The sequence below is a fragment of the Chitinophaga sp. genome, from assembly GCF_035761305.1.
In the GTDB taxonomy this organism is placed as follows: Bacteria; Bacteroidota; Bacteroidia; order Chitinophagales; family Chitinophagaceae; genus Chitinophaga.
Genome location: NZ_DASTRI010000282.1, coordinates 15,277 through 36,780 on the forward strand (window position 1 = coordinate 15,277; position 21,504 = coordinate 36,780).

Here is a 21,504-nt window from a genome sequence, read left to right on the forward strand (position 1 = left end):
AACAGTATAATAATGCAAATACATAAATATATACTTCCCTACCTTGCTGCAGTGCTGCTGCTGTCGTGCAAAAAGTTCCTGGACGTACAGCCGCAAGACGCCATTGCCGACGATGCAGGCGTAATTACCGACAAGTCATCCGCCGAAACAGCAGTGCGCGGTCTTTACAGGGCATTGTCCGACAATGCCTATTATGGCAGCACCTTTGTAACCCTGGGGTATCTGTGCGGCGATAACATTGTATGGACCGGCTCCCAATCCGTTATCCAGCAGTTCATCAGCCACAATATAAGGGCAGATAATGCCAATGTTGCCAGCGCCTGGTCGGGCATTTACGCCACTATTAACCGGGCCAACTATATCATTGATAAAGTGCAGGCAGTTACCGATCCGTTGCTTACGCAGGACCTGAAGAACCAGTTTTTGGGAGAAGCTTATTTTACACGGGCCCTTTGCTATTTTGACCTTGCACGTACATGGGGCGGGGTACAGATCACACTTACACCTACCACTACGCCGGATGATAAATACGGCATTAAACGCAGCACCGCGGCCCAAACCTACGACCAGGTACTGAGCGATCTTGTTGCCGCAGACTCGCTGCTGCCAGCTACCACCAACCGCTTCAGGGCTACCCGCAAAACAGTGTGGGCGCTGCGTGCGCGGTATCATCTATACCGGCAGCAATGGGCGGACGCCGAAAACTATGCAGGCAAAGTGATTGCCGACTCTGCAAACTATAAGCTGGTGCAGCCCTACAGCGCATTCTTTGCCAATAACGCCACCGCCACCTCAGAATCTGTGCTGGAGCTGTCTTACAGCACTACCTATACAAACAATCACCGTAACTACTGGCAGCCGCCCGCCAACGGCGGCACCCGCCAGTGGGCGCCCAATGATGCTTTGCTGGCGCTGGTAAATGACCCTGCCATAGGCGGCAACCGCAGCAGCCTGGTGGCCAAAACAGCTGCAGGGCTTTGGTATGGCAACCTGTATTACCGCAGTCCCGCTACAGACCCGGCTTATACCATACGCATAGCAGAGCTGTGGCTGATACGTGCCGAAGCCCGTGCACAGCGCAATGATCTTGCTGGCGCTATCAGCGATCTGAATGCGGTACGCGCCAGGGCCGGCGTTGCGCCAACCGAGGCCGCCACCCAAGCCAACCTGCTGCTGGCAATAGAAAATGAGCGGCGGCTGGAGTTTGCATTTGAAGGCCACCGCTGGTTCGACCTGGTGCGCACCGGCAGGGCCGCAGCGGTATTGGGCATTACAGATCCTAACAAGCTGCTGCTGCCCGTACCGGCCGCTGAAGTGCTGAACGATCCTGACCTGGAACAAAATCCCGGATATTAAGCGTTATTAAAAACTTATAACATGACAACAGGTACTTACAGCAACGCATATACGCCTCCTGTTACAAGATGGAAGGAGCATGAAAAGATCATCTTCCGCGTGATCTTCATTTATTTCCTGGTCCAGGTGATACCCCTGGACTGGAAATTTTACCGGCAGCTTTTTGCTATTAGCTGGCTACACCTGCAATATGCAGACATCTTTAACATTGCACACTACACACCGGCGCTGTTGTCAGGAACAACCAGTTATGCCGACTGGGCCATCTTCCTGGGTGTTGCCCTTGCCGGCGCTTTTATATGGACCATTGTGGAGAAAAACAAACAGCACCCCGCCAACTATGATGCCCTGTACTACTGGCTGCGGGCGCTGCTGCGCTACCGGCTGGCCATTGCTTTGCTGGCTTATGGGTTCATTAAGTTTTTTCCCCTGCAGTCGCCTTACCCTTCCCTGAGCAATCTTAATACGCCTTACGGCGATTTTACAGAGTGGAAATTATTCTCCCTTACGCTGGGCATTGTGCCGGGTTATGAATCATTTTTAGGATTGGTGGAAATTATAGCAGCGCTGCTGCTGCTATACCGCAAAACCACTACCCTGGGCGCTTTTATTGTACTGGCCTTTACAGGCAACGTGTTCATGTCTAACCTGGCATATGGCGGCGGGGAGAATGTGTACAGCCTTTTCCTGGTACTGATAGCGCTGTTCCTGTTTGTGCATGATGTGCCGCAGCTTACCCGTTTGCTGGCCCAGGGCCGGCCTGCTGCACCTGTCCGTTACAGGTATTCCTTTACCCATGCCTGGCAGCGCAATGCCAGGCTGGCCGCTAAGGGATTGGTTATACTGCTTTTTATAGTGGTGTATGGAGTACAAACATATGCAGCCGCGCACCGCGCCCCTTATCAATATCCTGCTGATGCCGGCCTGGCCGGCGCACAGGGTTTGTATAATGTGCGCGAGTTCCGTATCAATAACCAGGTGCTGCCCTATAGCGATATTGACCCCGTAAGATGGCAGGATGTAGTGCTGGAAAAATGGAACACGCTCAGTATACGTTCCAACCGCCCTGTAATAATTGACAGCACCAACACCGACCGCATTCCTGCAAACAACAGCCTTCGCACCTTTGAGCTGCACGGCGCTGCCGCACGGCACTATTACAGCTACGTAGCCGATACCGCCAAACACCTGCTGGTGCTGCAGAATCGCAACCCGCATTACAAAGGAGAGCAATTGCTGCTGCATTACGAAAGGCCGGACAGCGCTACCATTATCCTTACCGGCGTTAATGAAAACAAAGCCGCGGTGTACGTGGTGCTGGAACGGGTAAACAAAAAATACCTGCTGGAAGAAGTTGCCAGAAAAGGCCGCCGCAGGGCCATTAAACGCTAATCAGCTAACCTGAAAAACATTCATTATGTCTACTATCTCCATCCCCGAAATACATGCCGTAAAGGATAACGGGCTGCCGCCGTTGCCCGCTACACCCGCACGCTGGAAAACATATGAGCTCATTGCCTTTCGCATTGCATTCATTTTTTTCATAGCCATATCCATTCCCAACAACCTGGAATGGTACAGCCACGTAGCCCACATTAACTGGCTGCGCCTGCATTACCGTGACCTGTATGACATTGCACGCTTTGGCTCCGGCATTAATTTCTTTGGCAATACCATTTTCGGCAGCTCCCTTTATGGTTATGCCAACTGGATCATTACCCTGCTGATAGCCATTGCGGGCGGCTTTATATGGACGGCAATTGACAGCCGCCGTAAATCACCGGCACAGGAATATAACCGGCTGTACTACTGGTTGCGGGTAGTAGTGCGTTACCGCGCGGGCATTGGCATTATTGGTTTTGGCTTTACCAAACTGCTGCCGGTGCAAATGCCCTTTCCATCCCTTGGGCTGCTGAATACTAACTTCGGTGATTTCTCTGCCCAAAAAATATACTGGCTTTCCATTGGCATAGTGCCCTGGTACCAGGTATTTGCCGGTATTGTGGAAGTAACGGCCGGCACGCTCCTGTTCTTCCGTAAAACCACTACGCTGGGCGCGGCGCTGCTGGTAGGCGCTCTTGGCGATATTGTATATGTAAACTTTGCTTACGATGGCGGCGTGCATGTGTACAGCTCTTACTTTGTGCTGCTGGGCGGCTTCCTGCTGGTGAAAGACATTCCCGTGCTATACCGTTTCTGGATCCGGGAAACCTATACCACGCCATCCTGTTACTATCCTGTTTTATCAAAAGCATGGCAGTATGCCCGTATTACTTTAAAAGCCGGGGTGATCGTGTTATTCCTGGGCGTACTGTATTACCTGCAGTACGTGAACTATAAGTTCGATCCCTATAAGCAGCCATCCACAGCAGGCGTAAAAGCGCTGCGGGGCAACTACCGTGTAACGGAGTTCCGCATCAACAACAGGGTTATTCCCTATGATCCTACAGACAGTGTACGCTGGCAGCAGGTTACATTTGAAAAATGGACCACGCTCACGTACAAGGCTAACCGCGCCACCTTCATAGATCTTTCCAATGGCGGCGGCGGTCCCATGCGGGATATTAACCGCACTTTCGAGCTTACAGGCACCGGCGGCGGACAACGCGTATTTCATTATTATGCCGATACCATTGATCATGTGCTGTACCTGCAGGATAAATACAAAGCCATTCCCGACCGGAGGAACCGGGTAGCAGGCGATAGTGACGGTGACAGGCAAAGCCCTTATGCCCGCCGGCAAAAGCCTGATGATACCATTGATGGCAGCTGGATATCCGCCGCAGCCTGGGCGCATATTGGCAACGAAAATCATATGATAGATAAAACCGTATGGACCGCACGCCGCGACCGCGAGTTTGCTGCCGCGCCCAAAAATGAAAAAAGGAACCGCATGGTATTGCAATACGAAACCACAGATGGCGCGCATATTATACTAAAAGGCACTGATGAGCATAAAGACTCGCTTTACATAGTGCTGGACCGCATTAACAGGCCTTACCAGGTAAAACCCAGCACACTGGATGCAGGTAAATATTAGCAGCCGGAAGCCCACAGCTACGTATATACTGTGCTGTTATATATGCTGTGCGTCCTGTAACAGCGGCGCAAGCAGCGCCGCCTTTACACAAGATACCGCCCGTTGGCCGGCCAGCTTTGAAATAGGCAGGCCGGCTACGCAGGCGGAGATTGCAGCCCTGGATATTGATGTGCGCCCCGATGGGAAAGGATTACCGCCCGGCGCCGGTAACGCCCGCAACGGCAAAATTATTTACATGGCTAAATGCGCTGCCTGCCACGGTACCGGCAAGGAACCGGTTGATGCAAAGCTGCCTGCACCTGTGCTCATGAACGACAGCGCCGGCGCAGATTACAGCAGGCTGCGCACCACTGGCAATTACTGGCCGTACGCCACTACTATTTTTGATTACATACGCAGGGCCATGCCTTACAATGCGCCGGGCACCTTAACGGATAATGAAGTGTACAGCCTTACTGCTTACCTTTTATATGTCATTATCAGCAAAAAACATTTACTTTCACAACCATGCAGTCCTCCCCGCAATACGATGCAGTTGTAGTAGGCTCCGGCCCTAACGGGCTGGCGGCAGCCATTACCATGCAGCAGGCAGGACTGTCTGTTCTGCTGGTAGAGGCAAAAGATACCATTGGCGGCGGCCTGCGTTCCGCAGCGCTAACACTGCCGGGTTTTGTGCACGACATTTGTTCCGCCATTCACCCCACCGCGGTGATCTCTCCTTTTTTCAGCACGCTGCCTTTGGCGCAGCACGGCCTGCAGTTCATATATCCTGAAATAGCAGCTGCACATCCTTTTGATGATGGCAGCGCAGCAGTGCTGAAAAAGTCAGTACATGAAACCGCGCAGCTGCTGGGTGAGGATGAACAGGCTTACTTACAGTTGTTACAACCACTGGTAAAAGATCTGCCGCAGCTGATGCCCGATATACTGGGGCCATTGCATTTTCCCAAACATCCGTTGGTGATGGCCCGCTTTGGCTTGCATGCATTAACAGCTGCAACGTTCCTGGCTAAACGATTTCGCACGAAAAAAGCCCGGGGGCTATGGGCGGGTATGGCGGCGCACGCCATACAACCGCTCTCCAATCTCACTACTTCAGCCATTGGCCTGGTGCTCTTGTCTGCCGGGCATGCCCTGGGCTGGCCGGTGCCTGTTGGCGGCGCCATCAGCATTGCAAAAGCGCTGGGCAGTTATTTTGTTGCTATCGGGGGAAAAATTGAAACCAATTTTTATGTGCAGCACCTGAACCAGCTGCCGCCGTCGCGCGCCGTGCTGCTGGATGTAACGCCTAAACAGCTGCTGGATATAGCCGGTGACCGGTTCACACCTTTATACAAATGGCAGCTGCAGCGTTACCGGTATGGTATGGGGGTTTTTAAGATCGACTGGGCGCTGGATGGCCCCATTCCCTTTACTGCAGCCGAATGCAGGCAGGCAGGCACCATACACCTGGGCGGTACGTTTGAAGAAATTGCAGCCGGTGAGCAGGCCGCTGCCAACGGGCAGCTGGTAAAACAACCTTTTGTATTGCTGGCGCAGCAAAGCTTGTTTGATACTACACGCGCGCCGCAAGGCAAGCAGGTAGCCTGGGCTTACTGCCATGTACCCAACGGGTCGCAACAGGATATGACGGATATTATAGAGCAGCAGGTGGAGCATTTCGCACCGGGCTTTAAAAAGCTGATCATTGCACGGCATACCATGAACACTGCTCAAATGCAGGCCTATAATCCTAACTACATCGGCGGCGATATAAACGGTGGTGTGCAAAACATTCAACAGCTGTACACCCGCCCTGCATTGCGCTGGTCGCCTTACAGCACGCCGGCTAAAGGCGTATATATCTGCTCTTCTTCCACCCCGCCGGGCGGCGGCGTGCACGGCATGTGCGGGCATCATGCAGCACGAAGGGCGCTGAAAGATGTATTTGGAATTACCTTATAGGCTGCTGTACTTTACTTCATACTGCTTGCCCTTTTCTACCTGTAGCTCGTATACATTGTTTCCTTTGGCAATAATTTCACCCTGCATGCACACCGGTTTGCTTTTACTTTTAAAACGCAGTGTGCCCGTCCCCGTATCTGCCTTTACTTTTATCTGCCTGGTGCTGCAGTACACGGTAATATTACCACCAGGTGTGGGTACGGTGCCTTCCATCCATTGAAGGCCACCCAGCGCCGGTTCCGCCAGCCAGGTCTTATAACCAGGCGCAGTAGGCCGCACGCCAATGTAGTACTTACCCAGCAGGTAAATAGGGCTGGCGCCCCAGGCATGGCATAAGCTGCGGCCATACGGACGGCCATACATGGCCAGGTGCGCCGTGCCTTTTTCCCTGGGATCATATTTCTCCCAGAAAGAGGTAGCGCCCAATGCCAGCATACCGCCCCAGTAATCCTTCATTTCTTTCAGCACATAGCCTTGCTCTCCCATAGCGCATAAAGCTTCCAGCTCATAAAAACGCATATAAGGCGTGGTAATCTGCTGCACGCTGTCGTTTAACAATACATGCTGCTTTACGCCCTGCTTTTGTGCATCGTCCAGGTAATTAAAGAAGATAGAGAACATGTTGGTATAGCGGGTTACATTGCTGGTAGGTTTTCCGTTTACACGGCTGTGCACAAATGCCTGTTTGCCGGCATCCCAGTAATAGCTGAATAACTTGCTGCGCAAATCGGCAGCCAGCTGCTTGTATTTTGCTTCACTTGCACGGTCTTTCACAAGATCGGCGCAAAGCGCCATGGTTTCAAGGCTGCGGCAGAACAGCAGCTGCTCAAAGCTTACTGCTCCCTGTTTGCTTAACCCGTCTGCCCAGTCAATGAACACCCAGTCGCCGGCCTGGCCTTCCAGCATACCGTCCTTATCACGGCGTTGCAGGCAAAAGTCAATGAGGCTTTGCATGCGCGGGTAAAACTGTTGTATAAAGGAGCGGTCGCCGGTGTAAAGGTAATAGTCATAAATACCCAGGAACCAGTAAAAGGTATAGTCCATGATGGTATTAATATGGCTGCTTACCGGGTCTTTACCACGCAGCGCCATTAGTGTGCGCGTTACCGTAGGCGAGTCAAAGAACAGGTAATAGTTCATGAGAAAGCTCTGGTAAGCGTCGCCGGACCATATCCACCGGTCGCGTTTAATACCGTCAATAAAAAACTCGCGGGTATTTAAATGCAGGGTATAAGCAGCTACATCCCAAATACGGTTCACCTGCTCATCCGAGCAGCGGAAGCTGCCGCGGTTCACTACCGGCGAATATTCGTACAGCATAGACACGGAGTCTATGCGCACATCACCATTGTATCTTATATTAACAAAACGGAATGCTTTGGAAAGCGCCATAGTAGTATCTTTGGCCATTGCCTGCTCAATAGGCAGGCGGTCCAGTGTTTCGCAGGCGGCAGTGTCCAGCGCTTCCTCTTTCGACTCTCCGTAGTAAACAGATACAGCTCCTTTTCCTTTTAAACCGTGCAGCTGAATAAAGCCAAATGTTTCCTTACCAAAATCCACCAGGAGCGATTGCGGGCCGCTGGTAGTTTTTACCGGCGACTGCGGTTTTACATTCAGCTTAAATTGGGAAGGCGGCGCCGCGGGATCGTTAAAATTCCAGGAGCCGGCCTGTAGCCATTGCGTGCCTGATTGGGACGATACCATGCCGGAAGCATCAATCCACTCCTTATCTTCATACGTAACCTTCCAGCTGGAGTCTGACACCACTGTTTTGCCCTGTACAAAAACAGCAGGCACCTTATCCTGGTTATACACCTTTATGCTCAGCCGGTGCTGCCCTGCAGGCATAGTGATTGTTTGCGGGTGCCCGTGCAGCATTTTACTGTCGATCTTTACGTTGTAATCCCCCTCCGTATACAGGCGCACTTCTTCCGGCGCCGCCAGGTTAAACACCTTATGAAAATCCATTAAAACATAATGGCTGTCCATACGCCAGAAAGGAGGCAGGAAAGTGTCGCGCTCCGTACGCCGGTTCTGCATTTTGTTGCCCAGCCATATCTCAAAATCACCGGGGTACCAGATCCAGGTGGCTTTGGACTGCGCATGTACAATATCTGTCAAAAAGACACTTATTAATAAACAAACGGGAAATGCAAATTTCTTCATAACAGGAATGATCAATGCCTGCAATATACAATACAAAAAGGTAGTATACTATAGCATAGTTTATTTTCCCTGCATGTAGCGGTACACTATAGCGGAAACATTGGCCATGGCCTGTACGCCCTGCGCTATATCCGGCAGCTGTTTGGAAAGCAGCACCAGTACATATTTACGGCCGTCGGGCAAAAACACAATACCGGCATCGTGCCGCACGCCGGTTATTTCGCCGGTTTTGTGCGCTACTTTTACCTCCGGCGGCAGGTGCGCCGGTATTACATTATTAAAATGCTGGTCCAGCAATATTTTTATCATCGCCTGCGATGCATCGGCGCTCACAGCCCTGCCTTCGGCAATTTTTTCAAACAGCACCAGCAGGTCATAAGCAGTGGTGGTGTTATTCCATCCTTTTTCAAAAGCCTTTTCATCCTCAACGCCGCGCAGCACCTGTATGTGCGGTGCTCCCAACGCATGTGCGGTTTGCGTTACATTTTCCGCGCCTACCTTTTCGATGATAATATTGGTAGCCAGGTTGCTGCTCATGATAATCATCTCATACATGAGCGCATATAAAGTACGGCGGGCGCCTATTTGCCGGTATAGCTCCTGCTGGCTGTCATCTTCCCGGCTCAGGTGATAAATGCTGCTGTCTGCAATGCTTTTAAACTCATTTTTAACCGGTACGGTATCTTCCAGCGTAAAATGCCCTGCCGCTGCCTGCCGGAATACTTCTATCATTACCGGCACTTTCATAGTGCTGGCGGCATGAAAGGTTTCCTGCGCATTTATCAGCACTTGTTTGCCGGTTTGCAGGTCTTTAAATGCCACGGCATATACCCCGGCATATTTTGCCAGGGTGTCCTGTATCTGCTGCTGTAAAGCTATTTCAGACGATTGTGCCATAACGGGCCGCGAAAACTGCATCATCAGAAAAGTTAATAGTCCTAAACGACCAATCATACTATCAAAATACGGCAAAGCAGCCATATTTACTACATCCCGGCACATGGTTTGAGGTTGCTATTTAAAAATGCAGTATGCAGCTACAACCCGGAGAATTATACCAGGTAAAAAGTGTTGCCATTGATGAGCTGGAGCGCAAATATGGCCCTTTTACTTTTGTGGTGCGGGTAGAGGAGGTAAATCATGATGCAGATACCGTGCGGTTTACTGTTTCCAGTGCTGATAACTGGAATGCTACCCCCGATATACGCCGCCTGGTTGAAATGCATACCAGCGGCACTACAATAGATGATACCACTGGTACAACCATGTCCGTTGATCCCATTTTCCATAAAGAAAGCCGGTTTATTTACTGCATCGATAAAGGCATTGTGGAAGCATATACCCAATAACGTGCATTAAACTTCTTATTATGGCCACTGTATCTAAATCCGGGGGAAACCCTGTTAAACGGAAACCAGCCAAAAAAACGACTGCTACGGAAAAGGTGCCGGCTACCCGTAAAAAAAAGGAGGCGCTGAAAGACCTGTCCGTTACCTATAACCAGTTCAAGGAATTTGAAGGACAGCGCTACACCGGCATGAAGGTGGGCAAAAGCCATAAATGGTATTATGATAAAGGAGAATGGCATGAAACAAAAATAACACCCGACCTCTGGGAAATAGCTTATGCCGTTACCAAACGCCGTGCAGGCAAAGCGCCCGAAGGCTCGGGAGTACCTGTGGGCACTGCTTACCACTGGTACATATTCGCCCACCAGAATGTGCGCAAGCTCAATGCAGATGATTATACCACCTCTATGAGCGGGCTTAAGTTAAAGCTGGCGCATAAGCGCGCCGACAGTGAAAAGTGGAGCGTAAGCTCCAAAACACAGCGCAAGCACCTGATAGCATTTCTGCAGGAGCTCATAACGCAGCTGGAGCAGGAACCTATTCCCATTGCATTTAACTATAATGGTAAAGCATACCAGGGAGAAGCCCTGCCCATTACACAAACCTGTTTAAACGGCGTTTGCACCAAGCTGGATGTTACGCTGAATGATGAGCAGATAGGCATTCTCCGCTACCTGAAAAGCGGCTGGAAAACAGATAGCAATGCGGATAAAAAATTTATAAACGCCATTGGCCAGGAAATATCAAACTGGTACAACAAAAAATAATGCGTTATGCCTGAATTACCGGACCTGCAGGTGTTTAGCCGTAACCTGGAAAAAAAGCTGGCAGGAAAAAAGCTGGAGAAGATTACTGTTGGCAACAACAAAAAGTTAAATGTGCCTGCCGCTACCCTGCAAAAAACACTGGAAGGCCGCCAGCTCAAAAAAGTGCACCGCGTAGGCAAGGAGCTGCATTTTGATTTCGACAGCGGCGATGTGCTGGCCCTGCATTTAATGTTGCGCGGACAGCTGCACCTTTTTGAAAAAAAGAATACGCAAAAGCATACCATTATAGCCCTGCTGTTTGACGATGACACCGGGCTGGCTATGACAGATGGTTTTGGACAAGCCACCCCTACGCTGAACCCCGAAGACCGCGAAGCCATAGATGCGCTTTCACCCAAAATGACGGCCGCGTTTTTAAAAGAGCAGCTGTCACAAACAAAAGGCAACATCAAAAACCTGCTGCTGGACCAGCACATTATACGCGGCATTGGCAATGCCTATGCCGATGAAATACTGTGGGATGCCGGCATCTCCCCTTTTTCCAGCAGCAATAAAATACCGGAAGCCAAAATAAAAGCGCTGGCCAAATCCATTAAAGATGTGCTGCAGAAAGCAGAAAAACATATCCTGAAAACGCACCCCGATATTATCAGCGGGGAAATACGCGACTTCATGAACATCCATAATCCGCATAAAACCCACAGCCCCTCCGGCGCACCCATACAGCATAAATCCGTAGGCGGCCGTAAAACCTATTATACCGAAGAGCAGGAGCTGTATAATTGATGTTCGGCGCTGTTCAGATAACGGACAACACATGTCCGGAAATGAACAATACACCAGCTTCCCTTATTAGTTACCCATTGGAAATGAGCCACCTGTGTATTTGGCATAAAGGCTGTGCCTTACCTGTAACTCATGCTTTCCCTTATGTTAAACCGCTACCCGAACATGGCCTGGCGCAGCCTCCGGAAGGACCGCTTCTATACCTTTATTAATGTAACCGGGCTGGCCGTAGCCATGGCCGCTTTCCTGCTTATTGTCAACTATGTGCGGTTTGAGCGCAGCTACGAAAATTTTTATACCAAGGCCGGTCATATTTACCGCGTAACACTGGACCTGTATAAAGACGGCGCCTATGTAGTAACAGACTGCGAAACGCACCCGCCCATGGCGCCGGCTGTAAAAAAACAGCTGCCCGAAGTAAAAGATTATGTGCGCGTGCAGCGGATTGGCCGGACAGAAGTAGCTACCGCGCAGCACCGGGCGTTTATGGTAGATAAGGTATACGCCGCAGACCCTTCTTTCTTTTCCATTTTTAACTGCCGCTTTATTAAAGGCAATCCCGCCACTGCGCTTACCGGCGCTATGGATGCGGTAGTTACGCAAAGCACGGCAGCAAAGCTTTTCGGCAACCAGGACCCGATTGGGCAAACATTAAATTTCAGCTCATTAACGGTTACGGTAACCGGCGTAATAAAAGACCAGCCGGAAAATACCCACCTGAAATACAATATCCTGCTATCCCTGAACTTTGTAACCCAGGCCGGCTATGATCTGAACAGCTGGGGCGCCAACAACAATTTTACCTACCTGGAAATGGCGCCGCATACCAACCTGGATGCATTTAACGCCAAGCTGAAAGCCTTTTCCCGGGAACATTTAAAAGACAAGATATTTAAAGCAGAACCTATTAAAGATATACACCTGCACTCCAAAAAAACCTACGAGCCAGAGGTGAACAGTGATATTAAAACCGTACAGTTTATGCTGGCGGTAGCTTTCCTGATACTGCTGGTAGGCACAATTAATTATGTGAACCTTACCACCGCCAGGGCTGCCGAACGTTTAAAAGAGGCCAGCATTAAAAAGATACTGGGCGCCAACCGGTGGACATTGGTGAAACAATTCTTCACAGAGTCACTGCTCATTAACATGATGGCATTTGTACTGGCGTTGCTGCTGATACAGCTTTGCCGGCCCCTGTATGCCAACATTGTAGGAAAAGGCGCCGCCGCAGGCATTTTCAGCACAGCCCAATTCTGGATGCTGAGCACAGCCCTGTTCGTGCTGAATGGCGTATTGTCCGGCCTGTACCCGGCCATTGCCCTGTCGCGGATAAAAACAGTAGCCGCTTTAAACCGCAGCTTTACTAATACCTTGCAGGGCGGCGCTTTAAGAAAAGCGCTGGTAATAGGCCAGTTCACCATTGCGGCAGTAGTGCTGGTGGCTGCCATTGTTGTGTACCGGCAGCTGAACTTTATGCGCAGCCAGGACCTGGGCATGAACCTCGACCAGGTAATGGTGGTGAAAGCGCCTCAGCTGGTAAACGACAGCACCAGCAACCTGGCCTTTAAACACGAACTGCTGCAGCTGGGAGGCATTACCAGGGTAGCCATGGGCGATGCCATGCCAGGTATGGACCTTAGCCATATATCCTCTACCAGCAATATTACCCGGGTAGGGGGAGCGCAAAAATCCAGCTACAACTATTACCTGTATGGGGTAGACGCTGATTTTGTACCGGTTATGGGCATTAAAATGGCTGCCGGCCGCAACTTCATTGCCGGCGCGCCTAATAAAGACGAAGTGCTGATCAATGAAGAGGCAGCGCGCCTGCTGGGCTTTACATCACCCGAAGCGGCTGTTGGCAGCAAAATAAGCTTCTGGGGCGGACAGCCGGTAATAGCGGGCATAATGAAAAATTATCACCAGCTTTCCCTGAAAGACGCGCTGCTACCCATGATACACCGGTACGAACCACGGCACACCCAGTACTTTGCAGTAAAAATACAGGCCCGTAACGTACGCAACACAGTAGCCAATATCGAGAAAAAGTGGCAGGCCTATTTCCGTGATCATCCTTTTGAATATTTTTTCCTGGACGATAGCTTTAACCAGCAATACCAGGCAGATGCCCGTTTAGGCACCATCGTTACCATTTTTTCCATATTCACCATTTTTATAACCTGCCTGGGATTGCTCGGGTTAACAGTGTACAGCGTATCACGCCGTACCCGCGAAATAGGCATCCGCAAGGTGCTGGGGGCCAGCGTTACCGGCATTGTGCACCTGCTCACAAAAGATTTCATTCGCCTGGTGATCATAGCGGTTGCCATAGCTACCCCGCTTGCCTGGTGGACCATGAACAAATGGCTGCAGGATTTTGCCTACCGCATTAGCATACCCTGGTGGGCATTTGCCATGGCCGGCATGCTGATGGTAGTGGTGGCGCTGTTCACCATTAGCCTGCAGTCTGTAAAAGCAGCGCTTATGAACCCGGTAAAGAGTTTGAGAAGCGAATAAAAGTTATTGGTCCCACCACACGCGGTCTGTTAGCCGGGCGCTTTGCTGCGGCTGCGGGTTGGAGATCACCTCAACCTGCGGGTATAGCAGGCGGCGTGGCACTTCCGACAGCCCGTTCAGCACTTTCTTCAGCACCGGGAAACCGGTTCTCCGCCAGTCGTTGAAATTTTCAACAGACAAGAAATCGGCAGTAGCCTTTTCTTCCATAATACGCTGCAGCGCATTTGCCGCAGTTAAGGTGCCGCGCGCTGCCATGTAGGCGCTTACTGCGCTGCCGCTTACATTCAGCTTTGTCATATGGGCTTGTATGGCCTGCCGGTAAATAGGTTCCGCTGCTGCATAGCCCGATTTAATCAATGTTGCTTCAGCTTTCAGGAACAGCGCTTCTTCATAATTTACCACGTAATTATAAGCGCCTGCGCCCTGGTAAAAATCGCTGGGGCGGGAGTAAGCCTCCAGGCTGCCCGGCGCTGAACCTATTTGCCGGCCGGTATATAAACCTGTTTCTTCCGCAGGCTTTACCATGTATGTTAAACGGGGATCGTTACGCGCTTTCAAAGAGTCTATAAATCCCGAAGCCAGTATCAGGGTAGATCCCGGTAAAAAGGTCTGGTACCAGATGTTTTCCTGGCCGGCAATGCCCTGGTAGGGAAATTTCAGATCGTCATCATCGGCTTCCATGCCTTTGTCCAGCGCAGCCAGGGCCAACCCTGCCTGGGTTGCGGCATCATAACCCGGTGCATTGGTAAGGTGCATGTAATAACGCGCCTTTAAGGTATAAGCCAGCTTTTTCCATTTGGTCATATCTCCCTTATACAGGTAATCATCATCACCCGGCACCACAGTGCTCTGCTGGTCAATAGCAGCAATAGCATCGTCCAGCAGCTGCTGCATGCCTTTATAAATATCCTCCTGTTTGTCATACTCCGGCGTAAAATTATCTGCGCCGGCCAGCGCTCCGCTGAAAGGAATATCGCCCCACAGGTCCGTACCCTGGCCCCAGCACAATGCCTGCAGTATTTTAGCAATAGCCGCATAGTTGGGATGATTGTTCTGTTGCGCAACAGAGTCCAGCCGCACCACGTTATTCAGGCAGGTAGCGTATAAAATGGTCCAGTCGCCATCCATATCCGATGGCACCATGTAATAGGTGCCGGCATTGGGCACCGGCTGGTTCAACGCAATAGTTTGCAGATACTCCTGCACAATAACGGCCGCATTACCCGCATACATGGATTGTGTAACCACCAGCTCTGCCGGCGCCAGTATCAGCGCTTCCTGTACAGAAGAAGGGCGGTTGGGATCCTGGTTCACATCAATAAATTTCTTACAGCCGCCGGCCAGCAGGCACCCTGCTATAGCAATAATATATAGTACTTTGTTCATGACAGTTCAATTAAGCTTTTAGAAACTTACTTTCAGCGTGAAGTTTACGGAACGTGAAGTAGGCGTGGAAAAAGAGTAGATGCCCTGTGATCCGCTGGATGCGCCAAACGAGCTTACCTCCGGATCACCGCCGGTAAAGTGCGGGCTGTATATCCACAGGTTACGCCCGGTTACGATCAGCGAAGCTGATTTTACAAATGTGTTCGGGAAAAGTGATCTGCCGAAATCATAGCCCAGGCTGATGGTGCGCAGCTTTACATAGGTGCCGTCCTGTATTACCGATTCTGTTACGCCGCTTAACCTTCTCCAGTAGTCCTGCCCGTTCACTACAGTTGTATTTGGCTTGTTATCCGATACATTGATGCCCGGCACCACGCGGTCTGCGCGGTCTTCCGTTACTTTGGGCGTACCATAAAAGTACCCGTAGCCATCAACGTTATTCTGTATGTCGCCGCCCTTCTTCATGTCAAACAAAAAGCTGAGGCTGAAATGTTTGTAACGGAAGGTATTGGAAATACCGGCTATCCAGTCGGGGTTAATGTCGCCTATTACACCGGTGGAGTCCGAAAAGGGCAGCCCTGCGTCATCAATCAGCAGCTGCCCGCCGGCCGTTCTTTTAAACAGGCTGCCTACAATCACGCCGTAGGGCTGGCCTACAATAATGCTGGTAAAACCATTGCCTATCTGCGACTGGCCATTATAAATATACAGCACCTTGTTGCGGATGCGGCTGAAGTTGAAGGTAAGATCCCAGCTAAAATCCTTGCTTTGCACCGGCCTGGCATTCAGCAATATTTCAATACCCCTGTTCTGCATCCGCGCAGCGTTTACGGTAGTGCCGCTGTAACCGGTTGATGGCGCAATGGGTACACCCGGTATAATGCCGTCATTGGTTTTACGCGCAAAATAAGAAGCTTCGAGCCCTAAACGGTTATGGAAAAAGTTGGTTTCAAGCCCTATCTCAAATTCGTTCAGGCGTTCATTCTTCAGGCTGGGATTGCCAAGCGTTTGGCTTAACAGGTAACCGGTTTGTCCCTGGAAAGGAAAGGAATAGTTGGTGAAAATAATGCCGGCCACGCCTGGTACGTCTCCGCCGCCCTGTGGCAGCTGGTAAGGTGTATTCAGCTGGTAGGGACGCACATTGTCATTACCCACGGTTGCGTAGGATAGCCGTATTTTGCCAAAGTTCATTACATCTGTTACTGCGGGCGACAGCAGCTCGGAAAACACAAAGCTGCCGGCAACGGAACCATAGGGGTAAAAGCTTTTTTCCTGCGACAACACAGAGCTGCCGTCATACCGGCCCGTAAGCGAAAGAATAAAGGTTCTTTTATAGTCTACATTGGCCTGCGCATAAAAGCCCACCTTCCGGTTCTGGTAATGCGTTTCATTATAGCTGATGGAAGATGCCTGGCCAATGTTGTCAAAACCATCTATGCTCAACCCTGTGCCTTTGGCATATTCCGTTTGCGTGTAGGTAGAAAGTACGTTGTTGCCCAGCAGCAGGTTCAGGTTAAAATTACCAACGTCTTTGGTGGCATTCACAATAAAGTCGTGGTTAAACTGCCGGAAGTTAATATTCTGCTCAATAATACGGCCGGTAGGATTGGCGGCCGAGCCACGTGACTCGCGGTATTTATCCTGCTCGGAATAAATATCCGCCCCCATTCTTTCTGTTATTGTTAACCAGCCCAGGGGTGAATAGTTTAAGGTTACCACCGGTATAAAACGGTTTACCCGGGCCTTGTTGTAAATATTATCGAGCACCCAGTAGGGATTGTTGCGGGAGTAGCGGAACACACGCTGCGTACCATCGGGATTCAGGTAGGGTAACGGGTTCCAGGAAACCGGCGCGGTAAGCACGGTCCATATAGGCGCTTCCAGTATATATCCTTCGGGCAGGCGGTCGTTCAGCGAGCTGGAATAGTTCAGCTGAAAGGTGCTGTTCAGGTTCTTTAATATTTTGGTGTTGTACTTGGCAAACAGGGCATGCCGGTCATAATCTGTTTTAGGCGTGGTGCCGGTTTGCTTCAGGTAAGAGTAAGATAAAAAGTAGTCGGACAGGCCGTTGCCGCCATTTACGCTTACCGTGCTGTTGCTGGTAACGCCGGTTTTAAAGAAGTCTTTGGCCGGGTTATACTTTTTTGCTTTTTGCCCGTTGATCATTAACGTGTCCATTAAAGGACCGAAAGAGCTGCTGGTCTTTTTAATATCACCGTCAAAATATTCATATTGCTTCGTGTCATAGTTGTACTCCCCCTGTGCATATTTATCCTGCGTTTCGGGCAGCCAGGGCGTTTCAAAAGAAACATCCTGCGAAAAAGTAACAGCAGGCTTTTTAGCTGCAGCGCTGCCGCTTTTGGTAGTGATCATAATAACGCCGCGCGCGCCCGCAGAGCCATATAGGGCGGTAGCAGCAGCGCCTTTCAGCACGCTGATGTTCTCAATAATAGCGGGGTCAATATCTGCCAGGCGGTTGGTGCCAGGGCCTGAGTTCAGGTTGCCTGTTTCGTCGTTGTTAACGGGAACGCCGTCCACAATAATCAGCGCCTGGTTCTCCCCGTAAAAAGAGGTAGCGCCGCGTATTACAATGCGTGATGAGCTGCCGGGCGTACCGGAAGAGCTGGTGATTTGAACGCCGGCTACCTTGCCGGATAATGCATTTACGATGTTAGGCTCTTTAGCCTCCACCAGCGCAGCGCCTTTCACCTCCTGCGTGCTGTAGGTGAGCGCCCTTTTTTCGCGTTTAACGCCCAGCGCAGTTACCACTACCTCATTCAGCTCTTTTTTGCTTTCTCTTAATGTAATGGCTACAGTAGTTTGGCCGGCAGCTACATTTACCTGTACGGGATCATAACCAATAGCGGTTATTTCCAATACAGCATTGCCTTCATGGCTGATCTCAAAATCGCCATTGGCAGCTACAGTAGTGCCTTTCCCGGTATGCAGTATTTTTACGGTGGCGCCCGGAACAGGGCTGCCGTTTTGATCTGTTACCCGGCCTTTCAGCGGCACCGGTTGTGCATACACGCGCATTACCGCACAGCACAGCATTGCTACGATCAATAGCAGATACGGCTTAGGATTCATGTGGATTTAGATTTTAGTTTTGGTTCACTGTTGTTTCATTGTTCATTTCTTATTGCAGGGAAACGCAGCTTGTGCTGCGAGTTGGCATGCAGCAACACACGATCTCTTAACAGGCCAAAGCCAGGTAAAGTATATTACAGGTAATGTTTCCCCCCTTCCTACTGTGTTGACATAAAATTATTTATTGCCCTGGCAATTACCTTCAATGATCTTTACCTAAGATCACCATATCTTAACCAGTTTTCACCGGCCAGGCTGAAATCGGGCAAATATTTGGGGAAATACGGTAACTACAGTGCCGGCGCCAGGTTGCGGGGTTGCAGCCAAACTATTTTATTTATAACAAATTCCTGCTGAAATTTGCTCTTAAAATTGATAGTAAACATCATAAAAACACGATAAAATGGATTTACAGTTAAAAGGCAAAACAGCCTTTATCAGCGGCTCAACACAAGGCATAGGCTTTGCCATTGCCAAGCAGCTGCTGCAGGAAGGCGCTATTGTTACCATTAACGGCCGGTCGCAGCAGAAAGTTGACCAGGCAGTAACCAAACTGAAACAAGAGGTGCCTGGCGGCGCTGTAACAGGCATAGCGGCCGACTTTTCCAAAGCAGCAGAAGTAAACAAGCTGGTTGCGCAGCTGGGCGAGGTAAACATCCTGGTAAACAATGCCGGCATTTTTGAGCCCAAAGCCTTTACCGATATTACAGATGAGGAATGGCTGCGTTTTTTTGAAGTGAACGTATTAAGCGGCGTACGCCTGGCACGCGCTTTCTTTCCCAAAATGCTGGCTAAGAACTGGGGCCGCATTATTTTTATTTCCAGCGAATCATCCATCTACATCCCGGAAGAAATGATCCATTACGGCACCACTAAAACCGCGCAGCTGGCTGTTAGCCGCGGCCTGGCAGAGCTGAGCAAAGGCACCGGCGTAACCGTGAACAGCGTGTTGCCCGGCCCTACCCGTTCCGAAGGTGTAAACGAATTTATTAAACAGGTAGGCGTTACCAAAAACATTACCGAAAAAGAGGTGGAAGCCGATTTCTTTAAAACCATGCGGCCTTCATCCCTGATACAGCGCTTTGCCGATGTTGCAGAAATTGCCAACCTGGTTACCTATGTGGCCAGCCCGCTTTCCGCTGCCACCAATGGCGCTGCCCTGCGTGCAGACGGCGGCATTGTAAAATCAATTGTATAAGTACCTCCCATAACCGTTCTGCCCATACGCAGAACGGTTTATCCCTCCCTTTAATCGTTACCCACCCTGCCGAAAACCTGGCAGCACTGCTCTTTACACAGAATATCTTTCTCCCTATTGGCATATAGGCGAAGTATTTAAAGTAGCCGTGTACCAGGCTCCTGTTCAATAATGCGAAGCGGTTCATTCAGATACGCAAAAACGCAATTTGCCACGCCTGTAGCCATTTCCGTGGTTTCTTAACCGGGGATTAACTACCCAGGGATTGGGAAAGCTCTAATATTGCATATCATCAAGCGATTACAGCACCATAAAGGTGTTTGTTTTTGGGTTTTCATAACGTGATATTTGTGTAACCGCCTTTTCAGGCGGTTTTTTTTTGCCCTGCATAACGGCCTCCCCACCCGGCTTAACTTTTGTACCGGTTATCTGCAAATAGTGTACACACTTTTAATATGAACCAGAAGATGTTAATAACCGCGGCTGTCCTTATGTTTGCTGCCTGCGGAAAAATTGCTGCCCAAACCGTGTTTACCTTGTCTTCAGCTATTGACACGGCGCGGCAAAGCAGTCCGGTGCTAAAGGCGCAGTATATGAACATTGGCGCTGCCCGGGCGGATGTGGTAACCGCCAGGTTGCGGCCCAATCCCAATCTTAATAATCAAACCCTGCAGCTGGCAGATGCCGGTCAATTTCCGCCCGGCACCAAATGGTCCGATAACAATAACCGGCAGGTATGGTGGCAATTAACCAAACCCATACAATGGCCGGCGCAACGGAAGTATAAAATTGAATCCGCCATACGAAACATTGCGGTTGCCAATAACACGTATGAGGAAAATGTGCGCAATCTTTCTATGAACGTAGGTTCCAGCTGGATAAGCACCTGGGTACTGGAAAAAAAGCTTGCCCTGCTGCAGCAAAGCCGTGCCGGGCTGGATAGCCTGGTGAAGATCAACGAGGCGCGCTTAAAAAACCAGGTGATCGCAGAAACAGACCTGGCCCGCACACAGGTGCTGCTGCAGCAATACAACCTGCAGCTAACCGTATTTTTCCAGGACTATAACAATGAGCTGGCTACCCTGAAGCTTTTAACCGGCGCGGCCGATAGCGTGCAGGTAGATACCGGCAGCATTGCCGAAGTACTGGTGCCCGCTGTTACGCTGGACAGTCTTATAAACCAGGGCATTGAAAACCGTTCGGATGTAATGCTGGTTAAAAGCACCATTGCGCAAAGCGCCAGCAACGTTCAGTACCAGCAATCCCTTTCCTGGCCGCAACCTGAACTGGGCGTTATTTACAACCCGCAGAACGCCATACCGTATGTTGGCTTCTTCGGCACCATTAGCCTGCCCATTTTTGACCGCAACCAGGGGCAGATCAAAAAAGCGCGGATACAGAAAGCACAGGCAGAACAAAGCCTACAGGCCACACAGCTGCAGGTGCAAACTGATGTAAGCACCGCATATAAAACTTACCTGGCCCAAAAGAACAATATAAGCCGGTATGAAGGCGTGCTACGACAATCACAGCAGATACTGGACCATGTAAAGTATACTTACCTGCACGGCGGCACCACTATTATAGATTTCCTGGATGCGCAGCGCAGCTGGTACGATACACGCCTGCTGTATTATGATGCTCTGCAATCGTATTATCAAAGTTATCTGCAGCTGTTATTTGTAACCGGCCTTATTAACCGGTTATAATAAACAGCAAGGCGTGCAACTACCACTAACGTGTTAGAGCAACTAATCAAAACCTGCTGAAAGCGATATTTTGCAATAAGTACAATTTATACGCTCAAAACCGGCTGAAACGGTTGTTACAACATCATTTTGATACACCTTTCAGCCAGTTGTTTTTATATTATAAAAATATTTTTGTGTCTGAAAGTCATTT

General features: G+C 50.2%; 15 protein-coding genes. 11 read left to right on the top strand and 4 right to left on the bottom strand.

Annotated features, from left to right (window positions below; genetic code table 11):
* Window positions 1-12: 12 nt before the first annotated feature.
* Genes VFS25_RS23595 through VFS25_RS23615 form a run of 5 tightly spaced genes read left to right on the top strand, consistent with a single transcriptional unit; the run spans window position 13 to window position 6,340 of the window.
* Entirely contained in the window at window positions 13-1,356 is a 1,344-nt protein-coding gene (locus tag VFS25_RS23595; RefSeq protein ID WP_326464644.1) for a RagB/SusD family nutrient uptake outer membrane protein, read from the top strand.
* Between the two features lie 21 nt (window positions 1,357-1,377).
* Window positions 1,378-2,748, top strand: a complete 1,371-nt coding sequence (locus VFS25_RS23600; RefSeq protein ID WP_326464645.1) for a DoxX family protein — start codon at window positions 1,378-1,380, stop codon at window positions 2,746-2,748.
* Window positions 2,749-2,773: 25 nt separating this feature from the next.
* Window positions 2,774-4,396 carry a hypothetical protein gene (locus VFS25_RS23605; protein ID WP_326464646.1) on the top strand — a complete coding sequence of 541 codons (1,623 nt, stop codon included), beginning with the start codon at window positions 2,774-2,776 and terminating at the stop codon, window positions 4,394-4,396.
* A complete protein-coding gene (locus VFS25_RS23610; protein ID WP_326464647.1) occupies window positions 4,380-4,937 on the top strand; it encodes a c-type cytochrome in 558 nt (185 codons plus the stop codon). Before VFS25_RS23605 ends, VFS25_RS23610 begins: the two co-directional genes overlap by 17 nt.
* A complete protein-coding gene (locus VFS25_RS23615) occupies window positions 4,904-6,340 on the top strand; it encodes an NAD(P)/FAD-dependent oxidoreductase (RefSeq protein ID WP_326464648.1) in 1,437 nt (478 codons plus the stop codon). The genes VFS25_RS23610 and VFS25_RS23615 overlap by 34 nt, the downstream gene beginning before the upstream one ends.
* Here the strand turns inward: VFS25_RS23615 and VFS25_RS23620 are convergent.
* A complete protein-coding gene (locus VFS25_RS23620) occupies window positions 6,335-8,461 on the bottom strand; it encodes a GH116 family glycosyl hydrolase (RefSeq protein WP_326464649.1) in 2,127 nt (708 codons plus the stop codon). The two genes, VFS25_RS23615 and VFS25_RS23620, sit on opposite strands and share 6 nt — an antisense overlap.
* A gap of 105 nt (window positions 8,462-8,566) precedes the next feature.
* Window positions 8,567-9,427, bottom strand: a complete 861-nt coding sequence (locus VFS25_RS23625; RefSeq protein WP_326464650.1) for a serine hydrolase — start codon at window positions 9,425-9,427, stop codon at window positions 8,567-8,569.
* A gap of 110 nt (window positions 9,428-9,537) precedes the next feature.
* Between VFS25_RS23625 and VFS25_RS23630 the strand changes: the two genes are divergently transcribed.
* The 4 genes from VFS25_RS23630 (at window position 9,538) to VFS25_RS23645 (ending at window position 13,928) form a co-directional block, all read left to right on the top strand.
* Entirely contained in the window at window positions 9,538-9,855 is a 318-nt protein-coding gene (locus VFS25_RS23630; protein ID WP_326464651.1) for a hypothetical protein, read from the top strand.
* A gap of 20 nt (window positions 9,856-9,875) precedes the next feature.
* Window positions 9,876-10,622 carry a hypothetical protein gene (locus tag VFS25_RS23635; protein ID WP_326464652.1) on the top strand — a complete coding sequence of 249 codons (747 nt, stop codon included), beginning with the start codon at window positions 9,876-9,878 and terminating at the stop codon, window positions 10,620-10,622.
* Window positions 10,623-10,628: 6 nt separating this feature from the next.
* A complete protein-coding gene (locus VFS25_RS23640) occupies window positions 10,629-11,408 on the top strand; it encodes an Fpg/Nei family DNA glycosylase (protein WP_326464653.1) in 780 nt (259 codons plus the stop codon).
* Window positions 11,409-11,552: 144 nt separating this feature from the next.
* Window positions 11,553-13,928 (top strand): ABC transporter permease, encoded by a 2,376-nt coding sequence (locus tag VFS25_RS23645; RefSeq protein WP_326464654.1) that lies wholly within the window; start codon window positions 11,553-11,555, stop codon window positions 13,926-13,928.
* A gap of 3 nt (window positions 13,929-13,931) precedes the next feature.
* Here the strand turns inward: VFS25_RS23645 and VFS25_RS23650 are convergent, their stop codons facing one another.
* On the bottom strand, window positions 13,932-15,314 hold the full coding sequence (locus VFS25_RS23650; RefSeq protein WP_326464655.1) for a SusD/RagB family nutrient-binding outer membrane lipoprotein: 1,383 nt from the start codon (window positions 15,312-15,314) through the stop codon (window positions 13,932-13,934).
* Between the two features lie 18 nt (window positions 15,315-15,332).
* Entirely contained in the window at window positions 15,333-18,404 is a 3,072-nt protein-coding gene (locus tag VFS25_RS23655; RefSeq protein ID WP_326464656.1) for a SusC/RagA family TonB-linked outer membrane protein, read from the bottom strand.
* A gap of 403 nt (window positions 18,405-18,807) precedes the next feature.
* Between VFS25_RS23655 and VFS25_RS23660 the strand changes: the two genes are divergently transcribed.
* Together VFS25_RS23660 and VFS25_RS23665 are read left to right on the top strand one after the other, a co-directional pair.
* Window positions 18,808-19,602: an SDR family oxidoreductase gene (locus tag VFS25_RS23660; RefSeq protein ID WP_326464657.1), complete on the top strand. Its 795-nt coding sequence runs from the start codon at window positions 18,808-18,810 to the stop codon at window positions 19,600-19,602.
* A gap of 527 nt (window positions 19,603-20,129) precedes the next feature.
* Window positions 20,130-21,311 carry a TolC family protein gene (locus VFS25_RS23665; RefSeq protein ID WP_326464676.1) on the top strand — a complete coding sequence of 394 codons (1,182 nt, stop codon included), beginning with the start codon at window positions 20,130-20,132 and terminating at the stop codon, window positions 21,309-21,311.
* Window positions 21,312-21,504 lie beyond the last annotated feature (193 nt).

Coding starts and splice junctions, on each gene's coding strand:
- VFS25_RS23640 (WP_326464653.1), top strand. CDS start 10,629: ATGCCTGAATTACCGGACCTGCAGGTGTTTAGCCGTAACCTGGAAAAA.
- VFS25_RS23615 (WP_326464648.1), top strand. CDS start 4,904: ATGCAGTCCTCCCCGCAATACGATGCAGTTGTAGTAGGCTCCGGCCCT.
- VFS25_RS23600 (WP_326464645.1), top strand. CDS start 1,378: ATGACAACAGGTACTTACAGCAACGCATATACGCCTCCTGTTACAAGA.
- VFS25_RS23605 (WP_326464646.1), top strand. CDS start 2,774: ATGTCTACTATCTCCATCCCCGAAATACATGCCGTAAAGGATAACGGG.
- VFS25_RS23595 (WP_326464644.1), top strand. CDS start 13: ATGCAAATACATAAATATATACTTCCCTACCTTGCTGCAGTGCTGCTG.
- VFS25_RS23610 (WP_326464647.1), top strand. CDS start 4,380: ATGCAGGTAAATATTAGCAGCCGGAAGCCCACAGCTACGTATATACTG.
- VFS25_RS23660 (WP_326464657.1), top strand. CDS start 18,808: ATGGATTTACAGTTAAAAGGCAAAACAGCCTTTATCAGCGGCTCAACA.
- VFS25_RS23625 (WP_326464650.1), bottom strand. CDS start 9,427: ATGATGCAGTTTTCGCGGCCCGTTATGGCACAATCGTCTGAAATAGCT.
- VFS25_RS23635 (WP_326464652.1), top strand. CDS start 9,876: ATGGCCACTGTATCTAAATCCGGGGGAAACCCTGTTAAACGGAAACCA.
- VFS25_RS23630 (WP_326464651.1), top strand. CDS start 9,538: ATGCAGCTACAACCCGGAGAATTATACCAGGTAAAAAGTGTTGCCATT.
- VFS25_RS23650 (WP_326464655.1), bottom strand. CDS start 15,314: ATGAACAAAGTACTATATATTATTGCTATAGCAGGGTGCCTGCTGGCC.
- VFS25_RS23655 (WP_326464656.1), bottom strand. CDS start 18,404: ATGAATCCTAAGCCGTATCTGCTATTGATCGTAGCAATGCTGTGCTGT.
- VFS25_RS23645 (WP_326464654.1), top strand. CDS start 11,553: ATGTTAAACCGCTACCCGAACATGGCCTGGCGCAGCCTCCGGAAGGAC.